General features: G+C 72.5%; 17 protein-coding genes. 4 read left to right on the top strand and 13 right to left on the bottom strand.

Translation table 11 applies throughout. The features are described 5' to 3' along the window. Window positions 1–4: 4 nt before the first annotated feature. From BJ961_RS31345 to BJ961_RS31315, 7 genes are all read right to left on the bottom strand, one after another. On the bottom strand, window positions 5–1,231 hold the full coding sequence (locus BJ961_RS31345) for a cytochrome P450 family protein (RefSeq protein ID WP_271416145.1): 1,227 nt from the start codon (window positions 1,229–1,231) through the stop codon (window positions 5–7). Next, window positions 1,228–2,496, bottom strand: coding sequence for a cytochrome P450 (locus BJ961_RS31340; RefSeq protein ID WP_271416144.1), 1,269 nt, complete (start codon window positions 2,494–2,496; stop codon window positions 1,228–1,230). Before BJ961_RS31340 ends, BJ961_RS31345 begins: the two co-directional genes overlap by 4 nt. Further along, a complete protein-coding gene (locus BJ961_RS31335; protein ID WP_271417226.1) occupies window positions 2,493–3,041 on the bottom strand; it encodes a GTP-binding protein in 549 nt (182 codons plus the stop codon). The genes BJ961_RS31340 and BJ961_RS31335 overlap by 4 nt, the downstream gene beginning before the upstream one ends. 112 nt (window positions 3,042–3,153) lie before the next feature. Next, entirely contained in the window at window positions 3,154–3,507 is a 354-nt protein-coding gene (locus BJ961_RS31330) for a DUF742 domain-containing protein (protein ID WP_271416143.1), read from the bottom strand. Continuing rightward, a complete protein-coding gene (locus BJ961_RS31325) occupies window positions 3,504–3,926 on the bottom strand; it encodes a roadblock/LC7 domain-containing protein (protein ID WP_271416142.1) in 423 nt (140 codons plus the stop codon). The genes BJ961_RS31330 and BJ961_RS31325 overlap by 4 nt, the downstream gene beginning before the upstream one ends. A 2-nt stretch (window positions 3,927–3,928) precedes the next feature. Beyond that, window positions 3,929–5,683 (bottom strand): ATP-binding protein, encoded by a 1,755-nt coding sequence (locus tag BJ961_RS31320; RefSeq protein ID WP_271416141.1) that lies wholly within the window; start codon window positions 5,681–5,683, stop codon window positions 3,929–3,931. Window positions 5,684–6,628: 945 nt separating this feature from the next. Continuing rightward, a complete protein-coding gene (locus tag BJ961_RS31315) occupies window positions 6,629–7,321 on the bottom strand; it encodes a TetR/AcrR family transcriptional regulator (RefSeq protein WP_271416140.1) in 693 nt (230 codons plus the stop codon). Between the two features lie 99 nt (window positions 7,322–7,420). Here BJ961_RS31315 and BJ961_RS31310 point away from each other — a divergent pair, with 99 nt between their 5' ends. Beyond that, window positions 7,421–8,302, top strand: a complete 882-nt coding sequence (locus tag BJ961_RS31310; protein WP_271416139.1) for an NmrA family NAD(P)-binding protein — start codon at window positions 7,421–7,423, stop codon at window positions 8,300–8,302. Window positions 8,303–8,420: 118 nt separating this feature from the next. On the opposite strand, the gene BJ961_RS31305 is transcribed toward BJ961_RS31310, so the two are convergent. The 4 genes from BJ961_RS31305 to BJ961_RS31290 all read right to left on the bottom strand — a co-directional run bounded on the left by BJ961_RS31305 (window position 8,421) and on the right by BJ961_RS31290 (window position 12,713). Then, entirely contained in the window at window positions 8,421–11,066 is a 2,646-nt protein-coding gene (locus BJ961_RS31305; RefSeq protein WP_271416138.1) for a hypothetical protein, read from the bottom strand. Between the two features lie 119 nt (window positions 11,067–11,185). Further along, window positions 11,186–11,572, bottom strand: a complete 387-nt coding sequence (locus tag BJ961_RS31300; RefSeq protein ID WP_271416137.1) for a DUF3592 domain-containing protein — start codon at window positions 11,570–11,572, stop codon at window positions 11,186–11,188. A gap of 57 nt (window positions 11,573–11,629) precedes the next feature. Continuing rightward, entirely contained in the window at window positions 11,630–12,193 is a 564-nt protein-coding gene (locus tag BJ961_RS31295) for a GNAT family N-acetyltransferase (protein ID WP_271416136.1), read from the bottom strand. Between the two features lie 88 nt (window positions 12,194–12,281). Then, window positions 12,282–12,713 carry a MerR family transcriptional regulator gene (locus tag BJ961_RS31290; protein WP_271416135.1) on the bottom strand — a complete coding sequence of 144 codons (432 nt, stop codon included), beginning with the start codon at window positions 12,711–12,713 and terminating at the stop codon, window positions 12,282–12,284. A gap of 55 nt (window positions 12,714–12,768) precedes the next feature. Here BJ961_RS31290 and BJ961_RS31285 point away from each other — a divergent pair, with 55 nt between their 5' ends. The 3 genes from BJ961_RS31285 (at window position 12,769) to BJ961_RS31275 (ending at window position 16,187) form a co-directional block, all read left to right on the top strand. Further along, window positions 12,769–13,740, top strand: a complete 972-nt coding sequence (locus tag BJ961_RS31285) for an SDR family NAD(P)-dependent oxidoreductase (RefSeq protein WP_271416134.1) — start codon at window positions 12,769–12,771, stop codon at window positions 13,738–13,740. A gap of 384 nt (window positions 13,741–14,124) precedes the next feature. Further along, window positions 14,125–14,322, top strand: a complete 198-nt coding sequence (locus BJ961_RS31280; RefSeq protein WP_271416133.1) for a hypothetical protein — start codon at window positions 14,125–14,127, stop codon at window positions 14,320–14,322. Window positions 14,323–14,660: 338 nt separating this feature from the next. Then, a complete protein-coding gene (locus BJ961_RS31275; protein WP_271416132.1) occupies window positions 14,661–16,187 on the top strand; it encodes a serine/threonine-protein kinase in 1,527 nt (508 codons plus the stop codon). 405 nt (window positions 16,188–16,592) lie between these two features. On the opposite strand, the gene tgmC is transcribed toward BJ961_RS31275, so the two are convergent. Continuing rightward, window positions 16,593–17,819, bottom strand: coding sequence for an ATP-grasp peptide maturase system methyltransferase (gene tgmC / locus BJ961_RS31270; RefSeq protein WP_271416131.1), 1,227 nt, complete (start codon window positions 17,817–17,819; stop codon window positions 16,593–16,595). Further along, complete coding sequence (gene tgmB, locus BJ961_RS31265) at window positions 17,816–18,796, bottom strand: ATP-grasp ribosomal peptide maturase (RefSeq protein WP_271416130.1); 981 nt, start codon at window positions 18,794–18,796, stop codon at window positions 17,816–17,818. Before tgmB ends, tgmC begins: the two co-directional genes overlap by 4 nt.

Below are 18,796 nucleotides of genomic sequence, written 5' to 3'. Positions count from 1 at the left end.
CCGTTCAGCCGGCGTGCAGCAGGACCGGGAGCCGCTGGTGGCCGTTGCTGATCAGGGAGGGCACCGGCGGCAGCTCCTCCGCCGGGTCGGCGAGGCGGATGTCCGGGAAGCGGCCGAACAGGCTCTCCAGCGCGAGGGCCACCTCCATGCGGGCCAGCGGAGCGCCCAGGCAGAAGTGGACGCCGTGGCCGAACGCCAGGTGCTCCTTGACGGTGCGCGTGGCGTCGAAGGTGTCGGCGTCCCGGTGCCAGTCCGGGTGGCGGTTGGCCGCGGCGTACGAGGCGAGGATCGCGTCCCCGCGCGCGATGGTCCGCCCGTCCGGCAACGGGATGTCGGTGACCGCGAACCGCAGCGGCAGATGCTTGACCGCCGGTTCGTGGCGCAGCGTCTCCTCGACGACGTCCTCCCAGGAGACCTCCCCCTTGCGCACCAGTTCGAGCTGGTCGGGGTGGGTCAGCAGGGTGTGGGCGGCCTGGTCGATCACGTTGACGGTGGTCTCGTACCCGGCGCTGATCATCAGCAGCAGGGTGTCGCGCAGCTCCGCGGGGGAGAGGCGGGCGCCGTCCTCCTCGTCGTCCCGCGCGGCGATGAGCAGGGACGTCATGTCGTCGCCCGGAGTGGCGCGCTTGGCGGCGATGAGCTGGTCGAGGACCCCGTACAGGCGCGCGGTGTTGTCCTGTGCCTCGGCCTGGTCGAGCGTGGTGTCGAAGACGCCGTCGACCAGCGCCCGGAAGCCGTCCCGCCGCTCCTCGGGCACCCCCATGAGGTGCCCGATCACGGCGATGGGCAGCGGGTAGGCCAACTCCTGGCGCAGATCGACCGGTTCACCGGCCGGGAGGGTCGCGAGCCGGTCGACGAGCGCGGTCACCATCGTCTCGACCGCGGGCCGCATAGCGGCTATTCGCCGGGCGCTGAAGGCGGGCGCCACCAGGCGGCGCAGCTTGCGGTGGCCCTGCCCGTACGCGGTGAACATGTTCTCCACCGCCACCCACAGCGCCAGCGGCCAGGTGCCGACGACCTCACCGAAGGCGGGCCAGTGCGCCCGCGCGTCCTTGGACACGTCGGGGCTGGTGAGCAGGTGCTTGAGCAGGGCGGGGTCGCTGATCGACCAGGCCTGAACGCCGAGGACGTCCACCCGCGTGGCCGGGCCGCCCGCCCGCAGGGCACGGTGCTCGGCGTGGTGTCCGGCGCCGGTGGGGTCGAGGACGAGGACGGGCTGCTGCGTCGTCATGGCCTGGCTCCTTGGTGTGCGGCTCGGTGTGCGGCGTGCTGCGCGCCGGGGTCGGCGGGGAAGGTCACGGGCAGGGACTCCAGGGCGCGGTGGAACGGCCCCGGGCGCCACGTCAGTTCGGCGAGGGGGCGGGCGAGGTCCGTCTCCGGGAGCGCGTCCAGGAGGTGGGTGACCGCGGTCTCGGCGATGAGGTAGGCGTGCGAGCGGGCCGGGCAGGTGTGCGGGCCGGTGCTCCAGGCCAGGTGGGCGCGGTTGCCGGCGTGGCTGCCCACGGGCACGCCGTCCGTGAGGGCCGGGTCGTTGTTCGCGGCCGACATGGAGATCACCACCGGCTGGTCGGCGGGCAGCAGCACGCCCTCCACGTCGACGGGGTACGGCGGGTAGGAGATGCAGTAGTTCATCATCGGCGGGTCGGTGTAGAGGACGGCGTCGAGCGCGTCGCGCACCGTGGAGAGACCGGAGTGCAGATCCGCGGAGAACTCCTCGTCGGTGAGGATCTTCAGGATCGTGTTGCTGATCAGGTTGGTCAGCGGCTCGATCCCGGCGCCGTAGAGCGTGACGAGCTGGTGGCTCATCTCCTCGTCGGTCAGGTCGGCGGGGTGCAGGGCCAGCCGGGACGTGATGTCGTCGCCGGGGTGGCGTCGGCGCAGGGTCACGAGGTCGGACACGGCCTGGGCGAGGATCCGGTTGCCGTCGTCGGCGTTGGTGGTGTCGAAGATCTTCGCCATGCCGTCGGCGATGCGCTGCCCGATCTCGTCCGGGCAGCCCAGCAGTGCGCTCAGCACACTGAACGCGATGGGGAACGAGTACTGCGTGAGCAGGTCCGCCGAGCCGGCGGCGCGGAACCCGTCGATGGCGCCGTCGGCGACCTTCTCGACGAGGGCGCGCAGCCCGTGCTGGTCGACCTTGTCGATGGCGTGGGTGTTCGCGGCCCGGTAGCGGGCGTGTTCGGCGCCGCCCGAGCGCAGCGCGTTGGGCCGCCACTCCATCATCGGCCGCACCGGGCAGGTCGCCGGGATCAGCCTCTCCCAGGCGCGGGGGTCGGCGGGGAAGCGCAGCGGGTCGTTGAGGATGCGGCGGGCCTGGTAGTAGCCGATCACCAGCGTCGCGGGAACGCCGGGCGCCAGGTCGACCGGGACGAGGGGGCCGTGGATGCGGCGCATGCTCCGGTAGGCGGCGTGCGGGTCGGCGGCGAACTCCGGGGCGTACAGGGCGATCCGGCCCGGCGGACTCGTCGGCGCGGTCTCGGCGGAGGGCAACGTCATCGGCGGGACTCCAGGAGGGCGGCTGAGCGGTACTCGGAGAGGTACTCCGTGAGCGTGATCAGGGCGTGCAGGGCGGAGGTGCGGTCGCGGGCGTCGCAGCACGTCAGGGGCGTCGCCGGGTCGAGTGCCAGCGCCTGGCGCAGTTCGGCCTCGGGGTAGTCCGGGGCGTCGGGGAAGGTGTTGATGGCGACGGCGTACGGGATGCCCGCGCCGTCCAGCAGGCCGAGGGCGTCGTGGGAGGCGTCGAGGTCGCGGGTGTCGGCCAGGACGAGGCAGCCGAGGGCGCCCTCGGCGAGGTCCTCCCACAGCGGCTGGAACCGGGACTGTCCCGGCAGCCCGAACAGGTACAGGGCGAGCCGGCCGCCGGCCATGTGGATGCGGCCGAAGTCCATCGCCACGGTGGTCGTCGTCTTGTGCGGGGTGCCGCGCAGGTCGTCCACACCGGCGCTGGCCTGCGTGATGGGCTCCTCCATCCGCAGCGGCCGTACCTCCGAGACGCTGCCGATCAGCGTCGTCTTGCCGACGCCGAAGCCGCCCGCGATCACGATTTTGGCCGACCGGGTCACCGTGGCCGGGACGTAGGTGACGGACCGCTCGGCCGCGTCGGACCGGTCGGCCCCGTCGGACTGGTCGGCCCCGTCGGACTGAGCGGTCCGGTCAGACCATGGAGCGGAGTCCACGGAGTACCTCCTGGAGCAGGTCGAAGTCGGGCTGGTCGTCGATCGCGGCGACGGGGCTGGCGAGGTGGCCGGAGTCCATCAGCGAGGAGACGAGGATGCGCACCGTGGAGGGCGGCAGCTCCAGCGCGGCGGCGATGTCGGCGACGGCCAGGCCGCCGTCGGCGCCGGCGAAGAGCCGCATCACCCGGCGGGCGTCCGGACCGAGGGTGTCCGTGGGGCCGGTCGCGGCGATGACCACGCTCTCCAGACGCACGTCCTCGCGTGCGCGGATCCGGCCCCCGGTGCGGACGTAGGGGCGGACCATGTCGGGGTCACGCCGCGGCCCGCTCATACCGGTGAGCCGCCGTCCGCGACCGGCACGCGCTCCTCCGTGGCCAGCTCGTGCCCCACCCGGGTGGCGAGCCGCACCATGTGGTGGGAGATCAGGCCGACGTCGGCGTCGGGACCGGTCGTGCACACCGACAGCATGGTGTTCTTCGCGGCGGTGGTCGTCAGCCCGATGCAGCCGACCGACTCGATCAGCAGTTGGCGCATGCCCGCGCCGCCGGTGAACTCGTCCCAGGCCTTGCCCGCCGCCCGCAGCGCCGCCGTCAGCGCGGCGAACTTCTCCCCGTCGTCCTGCCCGATCGTCTCGGTACGGGCCTTCAGCAGGCCGTCGCTGCTCATCAGCACGGCGTAGCGGACGCCCTCGACGGTGCCGAGTTCCTGGTCGAGCAGCCAGCCCAGGCTGTTGGTGTGTGTGTCTTGCACGGTCAGTGTCCTTCGTCGTGAGCGGCGCCGTGGCCGGCGGTCCGGGTGGCGTCGGCGGTGGCGTCGGGTGCGTTCTCCCCCTGCCGGCCGCGGCGGGTCCCCGCGGCCCAGGCGGCGGCGACGGCGGGACGGCCGGGCTCGGTGTCGTCGGGCGCGGCGGGGCGGCGTGCCGGGGCGGGGGCGGTGGAGCGCCGACGGACGGTCAGGCCGCTGGCGGTGGTGGCCCCCGGGGAGGCACCCCCGGGCGCGGTCTGCGACTCGGGCTGCGGTGCCGGGTGCGGTACGGGGTGCGGTGCTCGCTGCGGCGCCGGTTGCGGTGCTTGTCGCGGCACGGGGTGCGTACCCGCCTGCGGTGCGGGGTGCGACTCGGGCCGCTGCCCGGGCGCGGGGTCCGGAGCGTGCTGCCGTACGGGCTCCGCCGGTCCGTGCTCCGGTCCGTGCTCCGCCGGTCCGTGGTGCGGCGGTCCGTGGTGCGCCGGTCCGTGCTGCCGTCCCGGTTCCGGTTCCGCGGCGAGGGCCGCCGCGGGCTCCGCCACCCGGGCGGCCACGGCGGCGGGCTCGGCGACGGGCGGGGCGACGGACGCGGAGACGGGCTCGGCCACGGGCCGTGGTGCGGCGGGCCGGGGGACCGGCTGGGGGACGGGCTGTGCCGCCGCCGGGTCGACGAGCAGGTTCTTCGGCAGGACGACCATGGCCCGGGTCCCCTGGTAGATGTTGGGCGCGGTCAGTTCGACGCGGAAGCCGTAGTTCTCCGCCAGCAGGGACGCGACGCGCAGCCCGGTCTGCGGGTGGGCACCCAGGCGGGTGATGTCGTCGCGCTGTTCGCCGGACATCACGTCGCTGGCCCACAGCAGCCGCTCGTCGTCCATGCGCAGTCCGGCGTCGTCCACGATCAGGAAGCACGCGTGGTGCCCCTGTTCCAGCGAGACGTGGACACTGGCGGCGGGCGGCGAGTAGCGCAGCGCGTTGTCCAGCAGTACGGCGAGCGCGTGCACGACCGCCTCCACCGCGCGGCCCTCGACCACCACGGACCCCATCTCGGGGTGCTTGATCCGCTCGTACCCCTCGATCCGGCCCATGGCCGCGCGCACGATGTCGGTCAGGTGGGTGGCGGGCCAGCGCCGGGACAGCTTGTCCCCGGCGAGTACGGAGTACCCCGCGGCGGTGAGCAGCATCTGCTGCGCGAGGTGGTCGATCTCCACGAGTGTCGCGTACGCCTCGTCCGAGATGTGCCGCCGTACGCCCTGGCTGACGGAGCGGCCCAGCCGCGCCGAGCGTGCCACGACGTTGTTGGCGAAGCCGCGCACGGCGGCCCGGGCCACGCCGACGGACTCCTGCCGCACCTGTTCGATCCGCCGCTCGGTGTCCTGCCGTACCCGGTCCGCGGCGTGCGCGGCGGCCAGTTCGGCGGCGGTGTGCTCCTGAGACCGTACGTCCTCCACCGCCGAGGCCACCGCGCCGGGGACGGCACGCAGCCGTTCGGCGAGCGGGGTCCCCTCCAGCTGCGCCGGCACGAGGAGCCCGCCCTCGGACCCGGTGCCGCCCTGGCCGGGCTGCGCCGCCGCGGGGATCACGGTGGCCGCGAGATGGCCCACGCACTGCTCGGCCGCGACGAGTTGCAGGGTGAGCCGGTCGGCGTGCTCGCGCAGCAGTTCGGCCCGGCGTCGGGCCCGCTCACCCGTGCGCCGGAAGTACCACGCGGTACCGACCGCGGCCACCGCCAGCGCCGCGAGGGCGGCCAGTATCAGATCAGTCATCAGGTCCTCATGGATCGGAAGCCGTCGGTGTCGGCGAGGGGGGTGGGACCGGACGGCGCCGCGTGCCGTGTGACGGGACGGGGCGCCGGCGGTCCGATGGCGACCGGGCCGTCAGCGGGCCGGAGCGGACCGGCGTCTTCCGTGGGCACCACGTGCCGCGGAGTCTTCGACGCGGACGACGGCGAGGGCGCACGACATGGAACTCCCGGGAACACGCGAGGGACGGTACGAGCAGGGGGGAGACGACGACGCGGACTCGAGGCGAACACAGGACCGCGCATCCCGAGCCGCCACGAACTCCCGTGTCCACGACCGGCGTCCGGCGTACGGAAAGGGACCATACCGCTTGCGCTCACAGCGCGTGTCAGCCTCGTGACCATGAGGCGGAACCGGGGCAGGATTGACGCGAAAAATGCGTGGATGACGGCCGCCGCCCTATGGCTGGAAACGGTGTTGGACCGGCGGACGACCCCTGGTATCGCTGCGGCGGACGCGATCGACCGGCGTGGCGGGGAGCCCGCACACCGTCCGTGTCCGGGCGCGACTTTCGGCCATGCGTCGCGCACGGAGAAGCGTTCGCGCGTCATGGCCGTGTGCGACGGCGGGGGTGCCGGCGGCGCGTCGAGGCCGTGAGCTGACCCGCCGAGGGCGCCGGGCCGCCGCCCTCGGCGGGTCAGGGTGGCGAGCCGCGGGCCCGGGGCGGTCTCGACGGCGAGTCCGCGGCCCTGAGGCGGTCGTGGCGGCCGGTCGCGGCTCCGAGTCGGTCTCGGTGGCGATTCGGACTCGGTGACGAGTCGGACTCCGGGGACGGTCTCGACGACACGCCGCCGACCCGGGACGGTCGTGGCGGCGAGTCGCGCCTGAGCCCGTCCCGGCGGCGGTCGGGGCGGCGAGTCGCGGCCTGGGCCCGTCCCGGCGGCGGTCGGGGCGCGGCGGCGGGTGGGGTCAGCCGTCGTCGGAGAGGCGGCCCAGCCACTCCCCGAGCAGCCGCCGCTCCGCGTCGCTGAGGACCGCCTGCTCCGGGAGGGCGGCGCGCAGCGCACGGGCGGCGCCCGCCGGGCCCGTGTCCCGCACGGCCGGGCGTTCGAAGGTGACGGCGCTGACCATGGACTCGCGCAGGGTGGTGAACAGGGCCGGGTCGCGCCGGTCCTCGGGCAGGGACAGCCAGGTGAGCACCGCGCCGCGCGCCGTGGCGTGGATGATCTGGGCGGCGAGCTCCTCGTCCACGCGGAGCCATCCGCCGGAGGCGAGGCGCCGCATGCGGCCCATGAGGACCTCCATACCGGCCTTGAAGGCGGCCGATCCCGTCCTCGCGGGCTCGGTGTACATCAGCGTGTACAGCGCGGGATGGGCCAGACCGAACTCGACGGCGACGTCCCAGCCGCGGCGCAGGTCCGCGATGGGGTCCGGCGGGTTCGGGTCGACGTGCTTGCCGGCGAGGAAGGTCGCGAAGCCGTGCTCGGCCACCGCGTCGAGCAGCCCGTCCTTGTCGCCGAACAGCCGGTAGATGGCCGGCGGCTGCAACCCGGCCGCCTCGGCGACCGCCCGCGTGGTGACCGCGTCGCGTCCCCCGCGCGTCAGCAGGTCGATGGCGGCCTCGATGACGCGCTGCCGGGTCCGGTCCGAGCGAGAGGGCATGAACCGACGATACCGCGATCGTGTTGCCAACGAAAATATCGCTGTTACTGTTGAAGCGATTCCACTGGAAACAAACCGCTGCGAACACGGGAGCACACCATGATCATCGTGACCGGAGCCACCGGAACACTGGGACGTCAGATCGTCGAGCACCTGCTCACCCGGGTGCCCGCGGACCGGGTCGGCGTCAGCGTCCGCGACCCGCACAAGCCGCAGGCGCGGGCCTTCGCCGACCGGGGGGTGCGGGTGCGGCAGGGCAGCTTCACGGACGCCGGGAGCCTCGCCCACGCCTTCGAGGGCGCCTCGCAGGTCCTCGTCGTCTCCGTGGACAAGATGGGCGAGGAATGCGTCAAGCAGCACCGCGCCGCGATCGAGGCGGCCGTCACGGCGGGCGCCCGCCGCATCCTCTACACCAGCCAGATGGGAGCCGGTGAGGCGTCCCACTTCCAGGCCTGCCGCGACCACGCCGCCACCGAGGAGACCCTGCGCGGCTGCGGAGTCCCCTTCACCTCGCTGCGCAACGGCTTCTACGCCGCCAGCGCGGCACACTTCCTCGACCACGCCCTGGAGACCGGGGAGATCGCGCTCCCCGCCGACGGCCCGGTCGCCTGGACCGCGCACGCCGACCTGGCCGAGGCCGCCGCCGCGATCCTGGCCGACGAGGGCCGCTTCGAGGGCCCCACCCCGCCCCTCACCGGGTCGCGGGCGCTGACCTTCGACGACATCGCCGCCCTCGCCACCGAACTGACGGGCCGCACCTTCACGCGGGCCACCGCCCCCGACGCCGCCTTCCGGGACCACCTGGTGGGCCAGGGCGTCCCGGCGGACTACGCCGACCAGCTCCTCGGCATCTTCGCCGCCGCCCGCGCCGGGGAGTTCTCGGTGGCCGACCCGACCCTGGCCGCACTGCTGGGCAGGGAGCCCCTCGGGATGCGGGAGGTGCTGGGGGAGGCGCTGCGGGAGCGGCCGTCCGCCGGCTGAGCGGGCCGATTCGACCGGCCCGGTCAGCAGGCCGGTTCCGCGGGTCGCTTCCGCGGGGAAGCCGTGGGGCGGGAGTGGGGCCGCGGGCTCGTGTCGCCCCTGCTCCCGCCCCGCCGCATCACGATCCGGAGCTGAGCTGGTCCGTGATCTCCTTGATCCAGTTGCCCTTGTCCGCCGGGTTCATGAGGCTCTCCTCCCACCTCTCCCGCTCCATCTTGTGGTCCGTGTAACCGGCCTTGATCAGGATCATCAACTGCAGGGCGGAGGCACGCAGGGCGGGATCGGTGTGGGGGCTCGAGACCATGTTGTAGATCTTGTGCGCCGCCAGCTGGCGCTTGTACCTCGTGATCTTCTTCCAGAACTTCATGGCGTGCAGCAGCGCGTCCCCGGAGTCCTTGGCCGCCGGTATCGGCTCGCCCTCCGGCGTGTAGAGCTCGGGGTGGTGGGCCTCCTGGAATCGCCCGTAGGCCGCCCGGCCCCCCTTGTACCCGGCGGTGAGGAGGACGAGGCCCGCCCCCACCGCGGCCGTGATCCAGCCCGCCGGGTTGGACGCAAGCGCTCCGGTGGCGACGATGGCCACGGTGGCGATGCCGCCCGCGCCCTTGAGACCCTCGCCCAGGAGGCCGCCTCCCCCCTCCTTGGCCACCTTGCTGACCTGCTTCCTCGTCGCGAGTTTCGTGACGCCGGTCAGGTCCTCCAGGTCCCGCTCGGCACGGAGGAAGTTGGCCTTGGCCCGGGCCTCGATCAGCGACGCCGCCTCGTAGGCGGCCCCGGCGGCCCTGATGCCCGCCGCCCACTCCTCCTCCGTACGGCCTTCGCGGTCGTTCCTCGCCTCCTCCACGGCCTCGTTCGCGGTACGGGCGTTGAGCTCGGCGGTGTTGGCCTCGGCCGCCAGTCGGACCAGCAGTTCGGAGTGGGCGGCGTTGTCCTTCTTGAGGTGCCTCAGACCCCTCCACTTCTCCATCGCGCCCTTGGCCTTGAAGGCCGCCCGGACGCTCTTGACCACACCGGCGACGCCGCTGAGGACACCGCTCGCCTCGGCGGAGGCCGCGGTGCTCGCCACACCCTGCAGCTTGATCGCTTCCTTGGCGATGGTGCCGGCGTTGGCGCCCGTACTGGCGACACTCACGCTCGCGTCGGCGGCCTTGGTCCTGCCCTTCTTGTGAGCGTTGTGGTACCCGGCCCCGCTCTTCTTGTCCAGGGCTGTCCTCAGGTTCCTGAACGAATCCGCGACGCTGGCGCCGAAGGAGAGGAGTTCCGTGACGGCACTCAGCGACGCGCCGGAGACCCCCGTGGCGGAGGCGTCGTGCTTCAGGGCTTCGGCGCCCGTCCCGCCGCCGGTGTCCGGCTTCGGGGCGTTGGCCGCCGTTTCCGTGGCCTTCTGGCCGAGGCCCGCGGCGGTGGGGGCCTGGACGCCCTTGCCCAGGGCGTCCGCGGGCTCGAGGAGCCGCTTCCCCTGGTCCGCGTTCTCGGCGACCGCCTTCAGGCGATCACTCCTGGCCTCGGCCCTGGTCTCGGCGGGAGGCGCCGCTTCCTCGGTGAGGGTGGCGCTAGTGTCGGCCCCGGTGGTGCCGGTGCGTGTGTCGGCCCCGGTCGTGTCGGTGCGTTCCCAGGGACCGGTGCCGACTTCCGTGTACCGGATGCCGGAGTCGGAGCCGCGTCGGGTGAGGTCGGCGCGGTCGGGTCGGACGTCGAGGTCCGAGCCGCGTCGCGTGCGGCCCGACGAGGTGAAACCGGCCGCGAGTTCGGCGAGGCGTGCGTCTCTGGCCGCGCGTTCCTCGGGGGTGCGCGTGACGTCCTCGACGGTGGTGTGCGCTTCCTCCTCCTCTTCGACGGTGGTGTGTGCCGCTTCCTCCTCGACGCCGGCGGGTGTTTCCTCCACGGCGGGCGGGCGTGATTCTTCTTCGAGGCGGCGGCGCCGGTCTGCCTCGGCGGCTGCTTCCGCTTCGCGGCGCAGCCGGTCCTCTTCCGCCGCCGCTGCCTCGGCCGCCGCGATGCGCTGCCGTGCCTTGGCCGCCGCCGCTTCCGCCCCCGCGCGACGTCGCCGCTCTGTCTCCGCCGCTTGTGCCGCGGCTGCTTCCGCCTCTTCGAGGAGACGTGCTCCCTTGACCGCCGCTTCGCGTGCCGCCTTCTTCGCCGTGCCGCGGTTCCGTGCCGTGGCCGCCGCGGCTTCCGCCCCCGCGCGCACGCGTCGTCGCGTTTCCGCCGCCTCTTCCGCTGCCGCCTTCTCCTCGGCGGCGTGCCGCGCGGTGGCGGCCTGTTCCCGGAGGGCGGGGTCGACCGCCATGCCCTGGGTGCCGGATTCGGAGCCGCGCCGGGTGAGACCCGCCGGGCCGGGCCGGGTGTCCGTGTCGGAGCCGCGCCGGGTGCGGCCCGAGGGCGTGAACCCGGCCGCCAGAGCGGCCCGCCTCGCGGTGGTGGCCTGCTCCCGGAGGGCGGGGTCGACGGCCATGCCCTGGGTGCCGGACTCGGAGCCGCGCCGGGTGGGACCGGCGGGGTCGCGCCGGGCGCCGGGCGCGGAGCCGGGGCGGGCGGCGTCGGTCTCCGGGGCCCGTTCCAGGGTCCTGCCCCTGGCGCGTTGCACCGTCGCGGCCGCCGCCTGGTTGCCGGCGCTGGACTGGAGTCCGAGGAGGGCCTGCTCCGCCGAGGTCCCGGACCCGGGCCCGGACGAACCCCCGGTCCGGCCTTCCTCCCGACGCTGCCGGGCGGCTGCCAGGGCGGCTGCGGAAGGCCGTTCGGAGGTGCGGTGGACAGGGGCGCTCATGGACATACCTCTCCTGCTGCCGGGCCGGGCGAGGCGAAGGTAGCCAGGCACGGCGAACAGAAGGGGTGCGGCGGGGAAACACTTCACGGACGCGCGCGGAACGCGTCGCCCCGGCTTCTTCAGCGCAGGACGTACGTCAGGAACACGATCTCGAGCACCACCAGCACGGCCAGGTCGACGCGCTTCCACAGCGGCCTGCGGGAGGCGATGACGGTCTCCACGCGGCCGGGCGCCGCCGGGTCGTAGCGAACCCTCACGGTGTCACCGGTACGAGTCCCCGGAGGCACATCGCCCTCAGTGGCGGAGCAGGTCATCCTGCGCCCGTCCTCCGTCCGGAACCCGAGGAGGAACGTGGGCCCGCCGCCCTGCGCCCGCCACTCACGGTCGTAGCAGCGCGCGTTGACCTCCACGCCCCGCGCCCGCACGAGCAGACGCTTCCGGAACACCCAGACGAGGGCGACCAGGCCGAGCAGGGCCGGTATGAGAAGCAGGCGATCCGAATCCACGGTCTGTCGACCCTTCCATGTTCGAGGCCCGGGTGTGGTAACGGTGCCGGTGAGGAGTCACCGCCCGTCGAGCACGGGCCGCCACTCGCGTCTGATCAACCCGAACACCCAGGAGTCGGACACCTCGCCGTCGACGACGCAGTCCTCCCGCAACGTCCCCTCCCGCACGAACCCGACCTTCTCCAGCACCCGGGCCGACGCCGCGTTGCGGGTATCGGCCTCGGCCTGCACCCGGTTCAGGTCCAGCGTGTCGAACGCCCACCGCAGCAGGGCGTGCGCGGCCTCCGTCGCGTAGCCGTGGCCCCACATCGCCTCGCCGAGGCAGTAGCCCAACGACGCGCTGCGGTAGACGGGGTCGTACGCCGTCAGCCCGCACCAGCCGACGAAGGCCCCGTCGGAAACCCGGTCGATCGCCACCCGCGCCCCGGTGCCCTCGTCCTCCACCTCCCGGCACACCGAGACGAACCGCTCCGCCCGAGTCCGCTCGGTCCACGGCGGGGAGTCCCAGTAGCGCATCACGTGCGTGCTGCTGTGCATGGCGTAGAGGAAGCCAGCGTCGTCCTCGGTGAAGGGCCGCAGCCGCAGGCGATCGGTGTCCAGGGTGGGGGTGGCCAGAGTCATGGCCGTCATCCTGTGCCCTCGTGGGGCGGGCGCGACAGCGAATATCCGGCGAGGGCGTCGCCGAAGCGTCCGACCGGGCGCCACGGCCTCAGGCCGTCGGGTCCCAGAGCCCACCGGCTTCGCCGCGCGCGAGGTGCTCGGCGTAGACACCGACCTTCCAGGCGATGACGGACCGGCACTCCTCCAGCGCCTTGATCTGCGCGTCGACGCGCCGTTGATGGGTGTCGAGCAGCCGCAGGCGTTCCGCCTCGTTGCCCGGTCCCTGGCGCACCAGTCCGGCGAACTGCTTGAGGTCGGCCAGCGGCATGCCGGATTCGCGGAGCTTGACGCAGATCAGCAGCCAGTCGACGTCGAAGGGGCTGTACTGCCGCCTGCCGCCCGACGTGCGCCGGACCGGCCCGACGAGCAGACCCTCGCGCTCGTAGAAGCGCAGCGCGTGCACGCTCAGTCCGGTCCGGTCGGCGACCTCGCCGATGCTCAGCGACTGCCCGGACACTTCGGACCCCTCGGTGCTGGTCACGCCGCTCACCCCTGGGCTTGATCTAGACCTCGCTCTAGATCGTAGCGTCGGCGCCATGACCCACACCGACCAGCAGCCGCTCAACTCGCCCTTCTCCGCGGCCACCACCGCCGAGGACGTCATGGCCGGCCACGACCTCTCGGGCGTGACCGCCGTCGTGACCGGGGGCTACTCCGGGCTCGGCCTCGAGAGCACCCGGGCCCTGACGGCCGCCGGGGCCCGGGTCCTCGTCCCCGCCCGCCGCCCCGACATCGCCCGAGCCGCCCTGCGGGACCTGAAGGGCGGCGAGGTCGTCCCCATGGACCTGACCGACCTCGACAGCGTCCGTTCCGCCGCCGCGCACATCGGCGACCGTGTCGACCGGATCGACCTCCTGATCACCGCCGCCGGAGTCATGGCCACCCCGGAGCGGCGCGTCGGTCCCGGGTGGGAGTTCCAGCTCGCCGCCAACCACTTCGGGCACTTCACGCTCGCCTGCGAGCTCTACCCGCTCCTGGCCGCCGCGGGCGGGGCGCGTGTCGTGGCGTACAGCTCCGCCGGGCACGCCATGACCGACATCCGCCGGCACGACCCGCACTTCCGCACCGGCTACGACAAGTGGCTGGCCTACGGCCAGGCCAAGACCGCCAACGCCCTGTTCGCCGTGCACCTCGACGCCCTCGGCAAGGGCGACGGCATCCGGGCGTTCGCCCTCCACCCCGGCAAGATCATCACCGGCCTCCAGCGGGAGATGCCGCTCCGGGAACAGATCGACGCCGGCTGGGTGGACGAGCACGGCAACGTCGTCGCCACCGACTTCAAGACCGCCTCCCAGGGTGCCGCCACCGGCCTGTGGGCCGCCACCTCCCCCCTCCTCGACGGCCGAGGCGGCCTCTACCTGGCGGACTGCGACGTCGCCCGCGTCTTCGCCCCGGACACGCCCATGGACGAGGACGGCGTACGCGCGTACGCCGTCGACCCCGGCAACGCCGCCCGGCTCTGGGAGATGACCCTCGCCGCGACGGGCGCGACGCTGACGACCCGGTGACCCGGTGACCCGGCGCACTGCCCCGGCCGGGCTCGGGCTGCCATCGGGGTGAGGACCGAGGGTGCGGCCATCCTGAGGAAAACCCCCATGCCCCTTGGGTGTTGCCCGCATGGCCGCCCCCGCCGCGGCTGCCTACGGTCACCGCATGAAGCGAACGAGCAGCATACTGACCGTCTCGGCCATGGCGGTCGCGCTGAGGCCCGTCGGAAGCCCGGTCGATCGCCACCAGCATCCCCGGCACACCGAGACGAACCGCCCCGCCCGAGCCTGTTCAGTCCCCGTAGGATGCGCTCCACGAACTGGACTCACGGAAGAGGGAATTGGGGGCTCAAGGTGCGGGGAGGCAGGAGAAACGAGGGCGGGCTGCCGAGGATCCCGCGGAGCGTGGATCCCCGCCGAGCCCGCGCCCTGCCGGTTCCGGCCGAGACGCAGGCCGACGCGCGCATGTTCATGCTGGGTGGCGACACCATCCGGGCGCTCAAGGTGATCGTGGACGCGACGGGCTACGACCTGCGCCAGGCCCGGGACATCGTCTACGCGCTGATCTACGACGTCGAGGTGCCGATCCTCCAGGCCCCTTGAGCGCGGGATGGCGCCCGTGTGCGTGCGGCAGCCGTTGCCGCCGCGTCGAAGGCGTCGATGACCTGCTGGAGCACCCCGGCGGCGGTGACCATGTGCGTCAGATACAGCACTCCGGGCGAGGAACCGCAGGTGGAAAGCACCCTCGGTAGCAGCCGTGAGCCGCTCCGTACGGCGGAGCCGCGTGGGCCCGGGCGGGCATGAAGAAGATGGTCACTGCGCCGGGGGGCCTGGCAACGCCTTTGCAAATCAGAGATGTTGGAGCGACTCTCAGCGTCGAGTGCCATGATCGAAGAGCTTGGAGCGCAGACGCACAGGTGGCTCTATGACGGGGAGGGCGAATGGAGGGCGAGCTTCTGGGGGCCCGGTACCGATTGGTCCAGCGTCTCGGTGAGGGCGGCATGGGCGAGGTCTGGGAAGCGAGGGACGAGACGCTGGACCGGCAGGTGGCCGTCAAGGTGATCTCCCTCCTCGCCGGCGGCGGAAGCCGTGGGGACGAGGCTCGCGCTCGCTTTCTGCGTGAAGCGCGGATCACCGCACGGCTGCAGCATCCGCACGTTGTGACCGTTCACGACCTCGGGCAAAGCGACACCCAGAGAGGCACCGTGCCCTTTCTGGTCATGGAGCTGGTGCGCGGCGAAGGGCTCGATGCCAAGCTCCGCGAAGGCAACGTCAAGCTGGCTGAGGCTGCCCTGTGGGGTGCTCAGATCTGCGAGGCGTTGGGTGACGCCCATGCTCACGGGATCATGCACCGGGACATCAAACCGTCCAATGTCCTCGTCAGGCCCGACGGGACGGTGAAAGTACTCGACTTCGGTGTCGCACGTGCTGCCGATCCCTACGCGACCGGGGACCGACTCACCCAGACCGGCTTCATCGTGGGCACGCCCCCGTACATGGCGCCGGAACAGGCACGGGGCTACCCGGAAACGAGAAGCGATCTGTACGCGCTCGGTTGCCTGCTCTTCGAACTGGTCACCGGCAGACTGCCGTTCCAGGCCCCGGACAGCGTCGGCTACCTCACGGCGCACCTGAGCCAGGAGCCACCCGTGCCGAGTTCCGTGGCCGCGGATGTGCCGCAAGCGTGGGATGCCCTGCTGCTCAAGCTGTTGCGCAAGGACCCCGCCGAGAGGTACGGGAGCGCAGCCGACGTCGCCCGAGCCCTGCGCGAGCTCGCGGACGCGCCCGAGCACGAGCCGACGGTCACTGAACGACTGCCGGAAACTCCGTCGTCGTCCGAAACCCGCTCGACTCCCAAGAAGGCGGAGGCGGCGGGACCCTGGATCGCGGTGGCCGTCTGGTTCCTTGTCGTGCTGGTGGCGGCCACGGTGACCACGGTCAACCTTGACGAAGTCGAGGACGGTCGCGACGTGGCCAGCGGCGCCGGGGTAGTCGCCGCCGCCACCGGAGGGCTGACCGTATGGCTTGCCGTGCGGACGCGACCCCACTGGCGGGCACGCCTGGCTTCGCCGATCCGGTTTCTCCTGCCGACGGCCGTCTTCTGCCCCTATGCCGTGGTGACCGTGATCGCCATTGTCGACGACGCTTCCACGGGCAGGACCAACTGGGACTACTGGCTGACCGAGGGCGTGGTGTCAACGCTCATATTGGGAAGCCTGCTGGTCGTGGCCGCGTCCCTCACCTCCCGGACGGGACGCGGAACCCGCGGAATCGGCTACTTGCTCGTCGGTGTCAACCTCGGGTCGGTAGCCGGCGCGGTCTCAGGCCACTTGTGGGTCCAGTACATCTCGCCGCACTGGGTCCCTTCCGCCGTGAGCGTGTCGGCCGTGGCGCTGTACTGCACGAGAGAGATCACCACGCGCCGGGCGGGTTCGGTGGTGGGGCCTGGAAGGCCTGTCGTCAAATGATCTCTGCCGTACGTCACCGGACGGCCGCCTGCTCCCGGTCGGTCGCCTCGCCGTCGAACTGAGGGACCAGCGCGGTGCCGCGCACGCCGCGGCGGTATGCAGGCGGCAGCCGCGCAGAGCGTTCCCGTCGGCACTCCTGATCCGTATGCCGGGACGTGAGCCGACGTGGAGCTGATCGTGTCCTTGTCGAGCATCGCCCAGCCCGTCGCCGCGGCCAGTAGCTTGGCGGCCTCCGACTTGCCGGACCCCGCGTACCCGCCGACCAGAGCGAGGGTGGGTGAGTTGTCTGGGCTCGTGGATGCCACTCGACCCCTCCGTGTGTTGTAGGCGCACAATATGAAGTTGGGCGGGGTGTCCCAGTCCTCGTCCCGGTATTGCGCTTCGGGACATGCGGGTTGGTCGATTTCACCGGTACCCGTGGGGCAGCCGCAGCCGCAGCCGCAGCTGCGGCATCCGGGCGTGCAGCAGCCGTTGCCCCTCACCGTCCACCCGCAGGGTGTACGTCTCCGGGCCCGGACGCCCCGCTGCCTCGAAGCCGTCGATGACCTGCTCGATCAGGCTCCACAACTTCAGCGGGCCCCCTTCCCGGACACTCCATGCACCACCCTCGGGAGTGAGCGTCGTGGCGGACCCGGAGACCACGTCGATGAGGTGGAGCACCCCGTCAACGGTGACCATCTGTGCGTCGGGTACGGCACTCTGGGCGAGGAACCGCAGATGGAACGCCTCCTCGGTGGCAGCCGTGAGCCGCTCCGGTGCGTGCCGCGCGGCCCGGGACCGCTCCTCGTGCAGCCCAGCGGCCCAGTCCGAGGGATTCCCGTACGCCGGTGCCGCATGGGCTCGGGCGGGCATGAAGGAGATGGTGCCGGGCAGCAGGGGGCCCTCGGCGGTCCCGTCCCCGGCGACGGTGAGCAGGACGCGGGCGTTGCCGTAGAGCCACCCCGACAGGGGGAGCAGGACCTTCCCGCCGGGACGGGTCTGCCGCAGCAGGGCGGACGGCACGGACCGGAAGGAACAGGCGGCCACGATCCGGTCGAACCAGGCCTCGGGCCAGTACCCGTACATCCCGTCGGCCCGGGCGAGCGTCGGCGTGTAGCCGCAGCCGTACAGGGCGTCGGCCGCCCCTCCCAGCCTCACGGCGTCGACCTCGACGCTGGCCACGTGGGACGAGCCCAGCCGTTCACAGGCGAGCGCCGTCGAGTACCCGGTCCCCGTCCCGACCTCCAGGACCGTGTGCCCCTCGCCTACATCCGCGTCCGACCACATGCGCAGCACGAGCGAGGGCAGCGTCGACGACGACGTCGGCGCTCCTCCGCGCCGGGAGGCCGGCCGCTCCCAGTCGGTCTCCTCGCCGTCGAACTGCGTGATCAGCGTGGCGTCCGAGTACGCGGTGGCGAGCCAACGCCCGTAGTCGAGCCGTGACGTCACCGGCTCCCAGAGCGTCAGCCCGGTGCCGTCGGATTCGTCGGAGGGGAGGTAGAAGCCAGGTACGAAGAGGTGGCGGGGCACCTTCGCCGCAGCGGCGAGCCAGGCCGGGTGGAGATGGAGCCCGGCACCGGCATCGGTGAGGGTCTTCACCATGGCCGCCCGCAGTGCCGCCGCGTTGTTGTCGAGGTCCCTGGGCAGAGTCATGAGCTGCCGATTCCTTCCGTGCTCAGAATGTCGGCGAAGGCCTCGGTGATCGCGGGCGCGTCCGGGAGCCAGCCCCACTGCCCGTTCGGGTTGCACTCGATGGCCCACCAATCCTCCGGAGAAGACCCGTCACCGGTGAGCGCGAAGTCGAAGCACCCGAAGACCAGGTCGGAGGCGGCCAGGTAGCGGTGCAGGGCGGTTTCGACGGCTGAAGGGACGACGACGGGAGCGTGGGAGAGGTCGTTCCAGTCACCGCACCGCCAGTCGAGAGTCCCGCTCGGTGCGGTAGTCCGCTGGGCGAAGACACGTCCGCCGACCACGGTGATCCGTACGTCACCGACCTTCGGAACCTCGGCCTGGAACAGATGCGCCGTCACCGAGAGCGAGTCGTCGAAGTCGTCGGAGTGGACGCGCTGGGTCCAGATCGCCCCGGCACGGCCGTCCTCACCGGTCGGCAACCCCCGGAAGGACTTGCAGACGACGGGCGCATGAGTTTCGGCGAACTCCCGAGCCGCCACCACATCGTTGGTGACCAGGGTCGTAGGGATCCGTAACCCCAGATCCACGAACCTCCGGAGTTGGCCCGGCTTGAACTCCGCACGGGCCACAGCCGCCGGGTGGTTGACGTACCGAGCGGAACACAGATCGTGAAGGACGCCGCCGAGGCCATGCCTCGCCTCCGCTGCGGCGAAAGCCCGCTGCTGAGACGGCAACTGTGCGAATCCAGCGCCGTAGGGAGTGGGACGCCGATGGTAGACGGCGCCGATCTCTCCGAGATCCACGTCCCGGCTCCCGGTGCGCAGCGGCCCGCTCCAGGCGGGCTCGTCGACACCGAGGCGGAACCCGAAGGCCAGCCGTGGCCCGACGTCGGCGGGGTCCACCCTCACCACGGGCACCCCGCGCTCGTTCAGCGCCGCGATGACCCAGTCAGCGGTCACATCCTCCAGGGCGGTGACCACCAGAACGGTGTGAGCCAT

It is taken from the genome of Streptomyces lienomycini (assembly GCF_027947595.1).
GTDB lineage: Bacteria > Actinomycetota > Actinomycetes > Streptomycetales > Streptomycetaceae > Streptomyces > Streptomyces lienomycini.
This window is presented reverse-complemented; position numbering and strand designations above follow the sequence as displayed.

What these genes read in the sequence shown, in the direction of transcription:
- BJ961_RS31295 (WP_271416136.1), bottom strand. Translation starts at nt 12,193, where the DNA reads ATGACTCTGGCCACCCCCACCCTGGACACCGATCGCCTGCGGCTGCGG.
- tgmC (WP_271416131.1), bottom strand. Translation starts at nt 17,819, where the DNA reads ATGACTCTGCCCAGGGACCTCGACAACAACGCGGCGGCACTGCGGGCG.
- BJ961_RS31340 (WP_271416144.1), bottom strand. Translation starts at nt 2,496, where the DNA reads ATGACGTTGCCCTCCGCCGAGACCGCGCCGACGAGTCCGCCGGGCCGG.
- BJ961_RS31285 (WP_271416134.1), top strand. Translation starts at nt 12,769, where the DNA reads ATGACCCACACCGACCAGCAGCCGCTCAACTCGCCCTTCTCCGCGGCC.
- BJ961_RS31305 (WP_271416138.1), bottom strand. Translation starts at nt 11,066, where the DNA reads ATGAGCGCCCCTGTCCACCGCACCTCCGAACGGCCTTCCGCAGCCGCC.
- BJ961_RS31315 (WP_271416140.1), bottom strand. Translation starts at nt 7,321, where the DNA reads ATGCCCTCTCGCTCGGACCGGACCCGGCAGCGCGTCATCGAGGCCGCC.
- BJ961_RS31275 (WP_271416132.1), top strand. Translation starts at nt 14,661, where the DNA reads ATGGAGGGCGAGCTTCTGGGGGCCCGGTACCGATTGGTCCAGCGTCTC.
- BJ961_RS31320 (WP_271416141.1), bottom strand. Translation starts at nt 5,683, where the DNA reads ATGACTGATCTGATACTGGCCGCCCTCGCGGCGCTGGCGGTGGCCGCG.
- BJ961_RS31345 (WP_271416145.1), bottom strand. Translation starts at nt 1,231, where the DNA reads ATGACGACGCAGCAGCCCGTCCTCGTCCTCGACCCCACCGGCGCCGGA.
- BJ961_RS31310 (WP_271416139.1), top strand. Translation starts at nt 7,421, where the DNA reads ATGATCATCGTGACCGGAGCCACCGGAACACTGGGACGTCAGATCGTC.
- BJ961_RS31330 (WP_271416143.1), bottom strand. Translation starts at nt 3,507, where the DNA reads ATGAGCGGGCCGCGGCGTGACCCCGACATGGTCCGCCCCTACGTCCGC.
- tgmB (WP_271416130.1), bottom strand. Translation starts at nt 18,796, where the DNA reads ATGGCTCACACCGTTCTGGTGGTCACCGCCCTGGAGGATGTGACCGCT.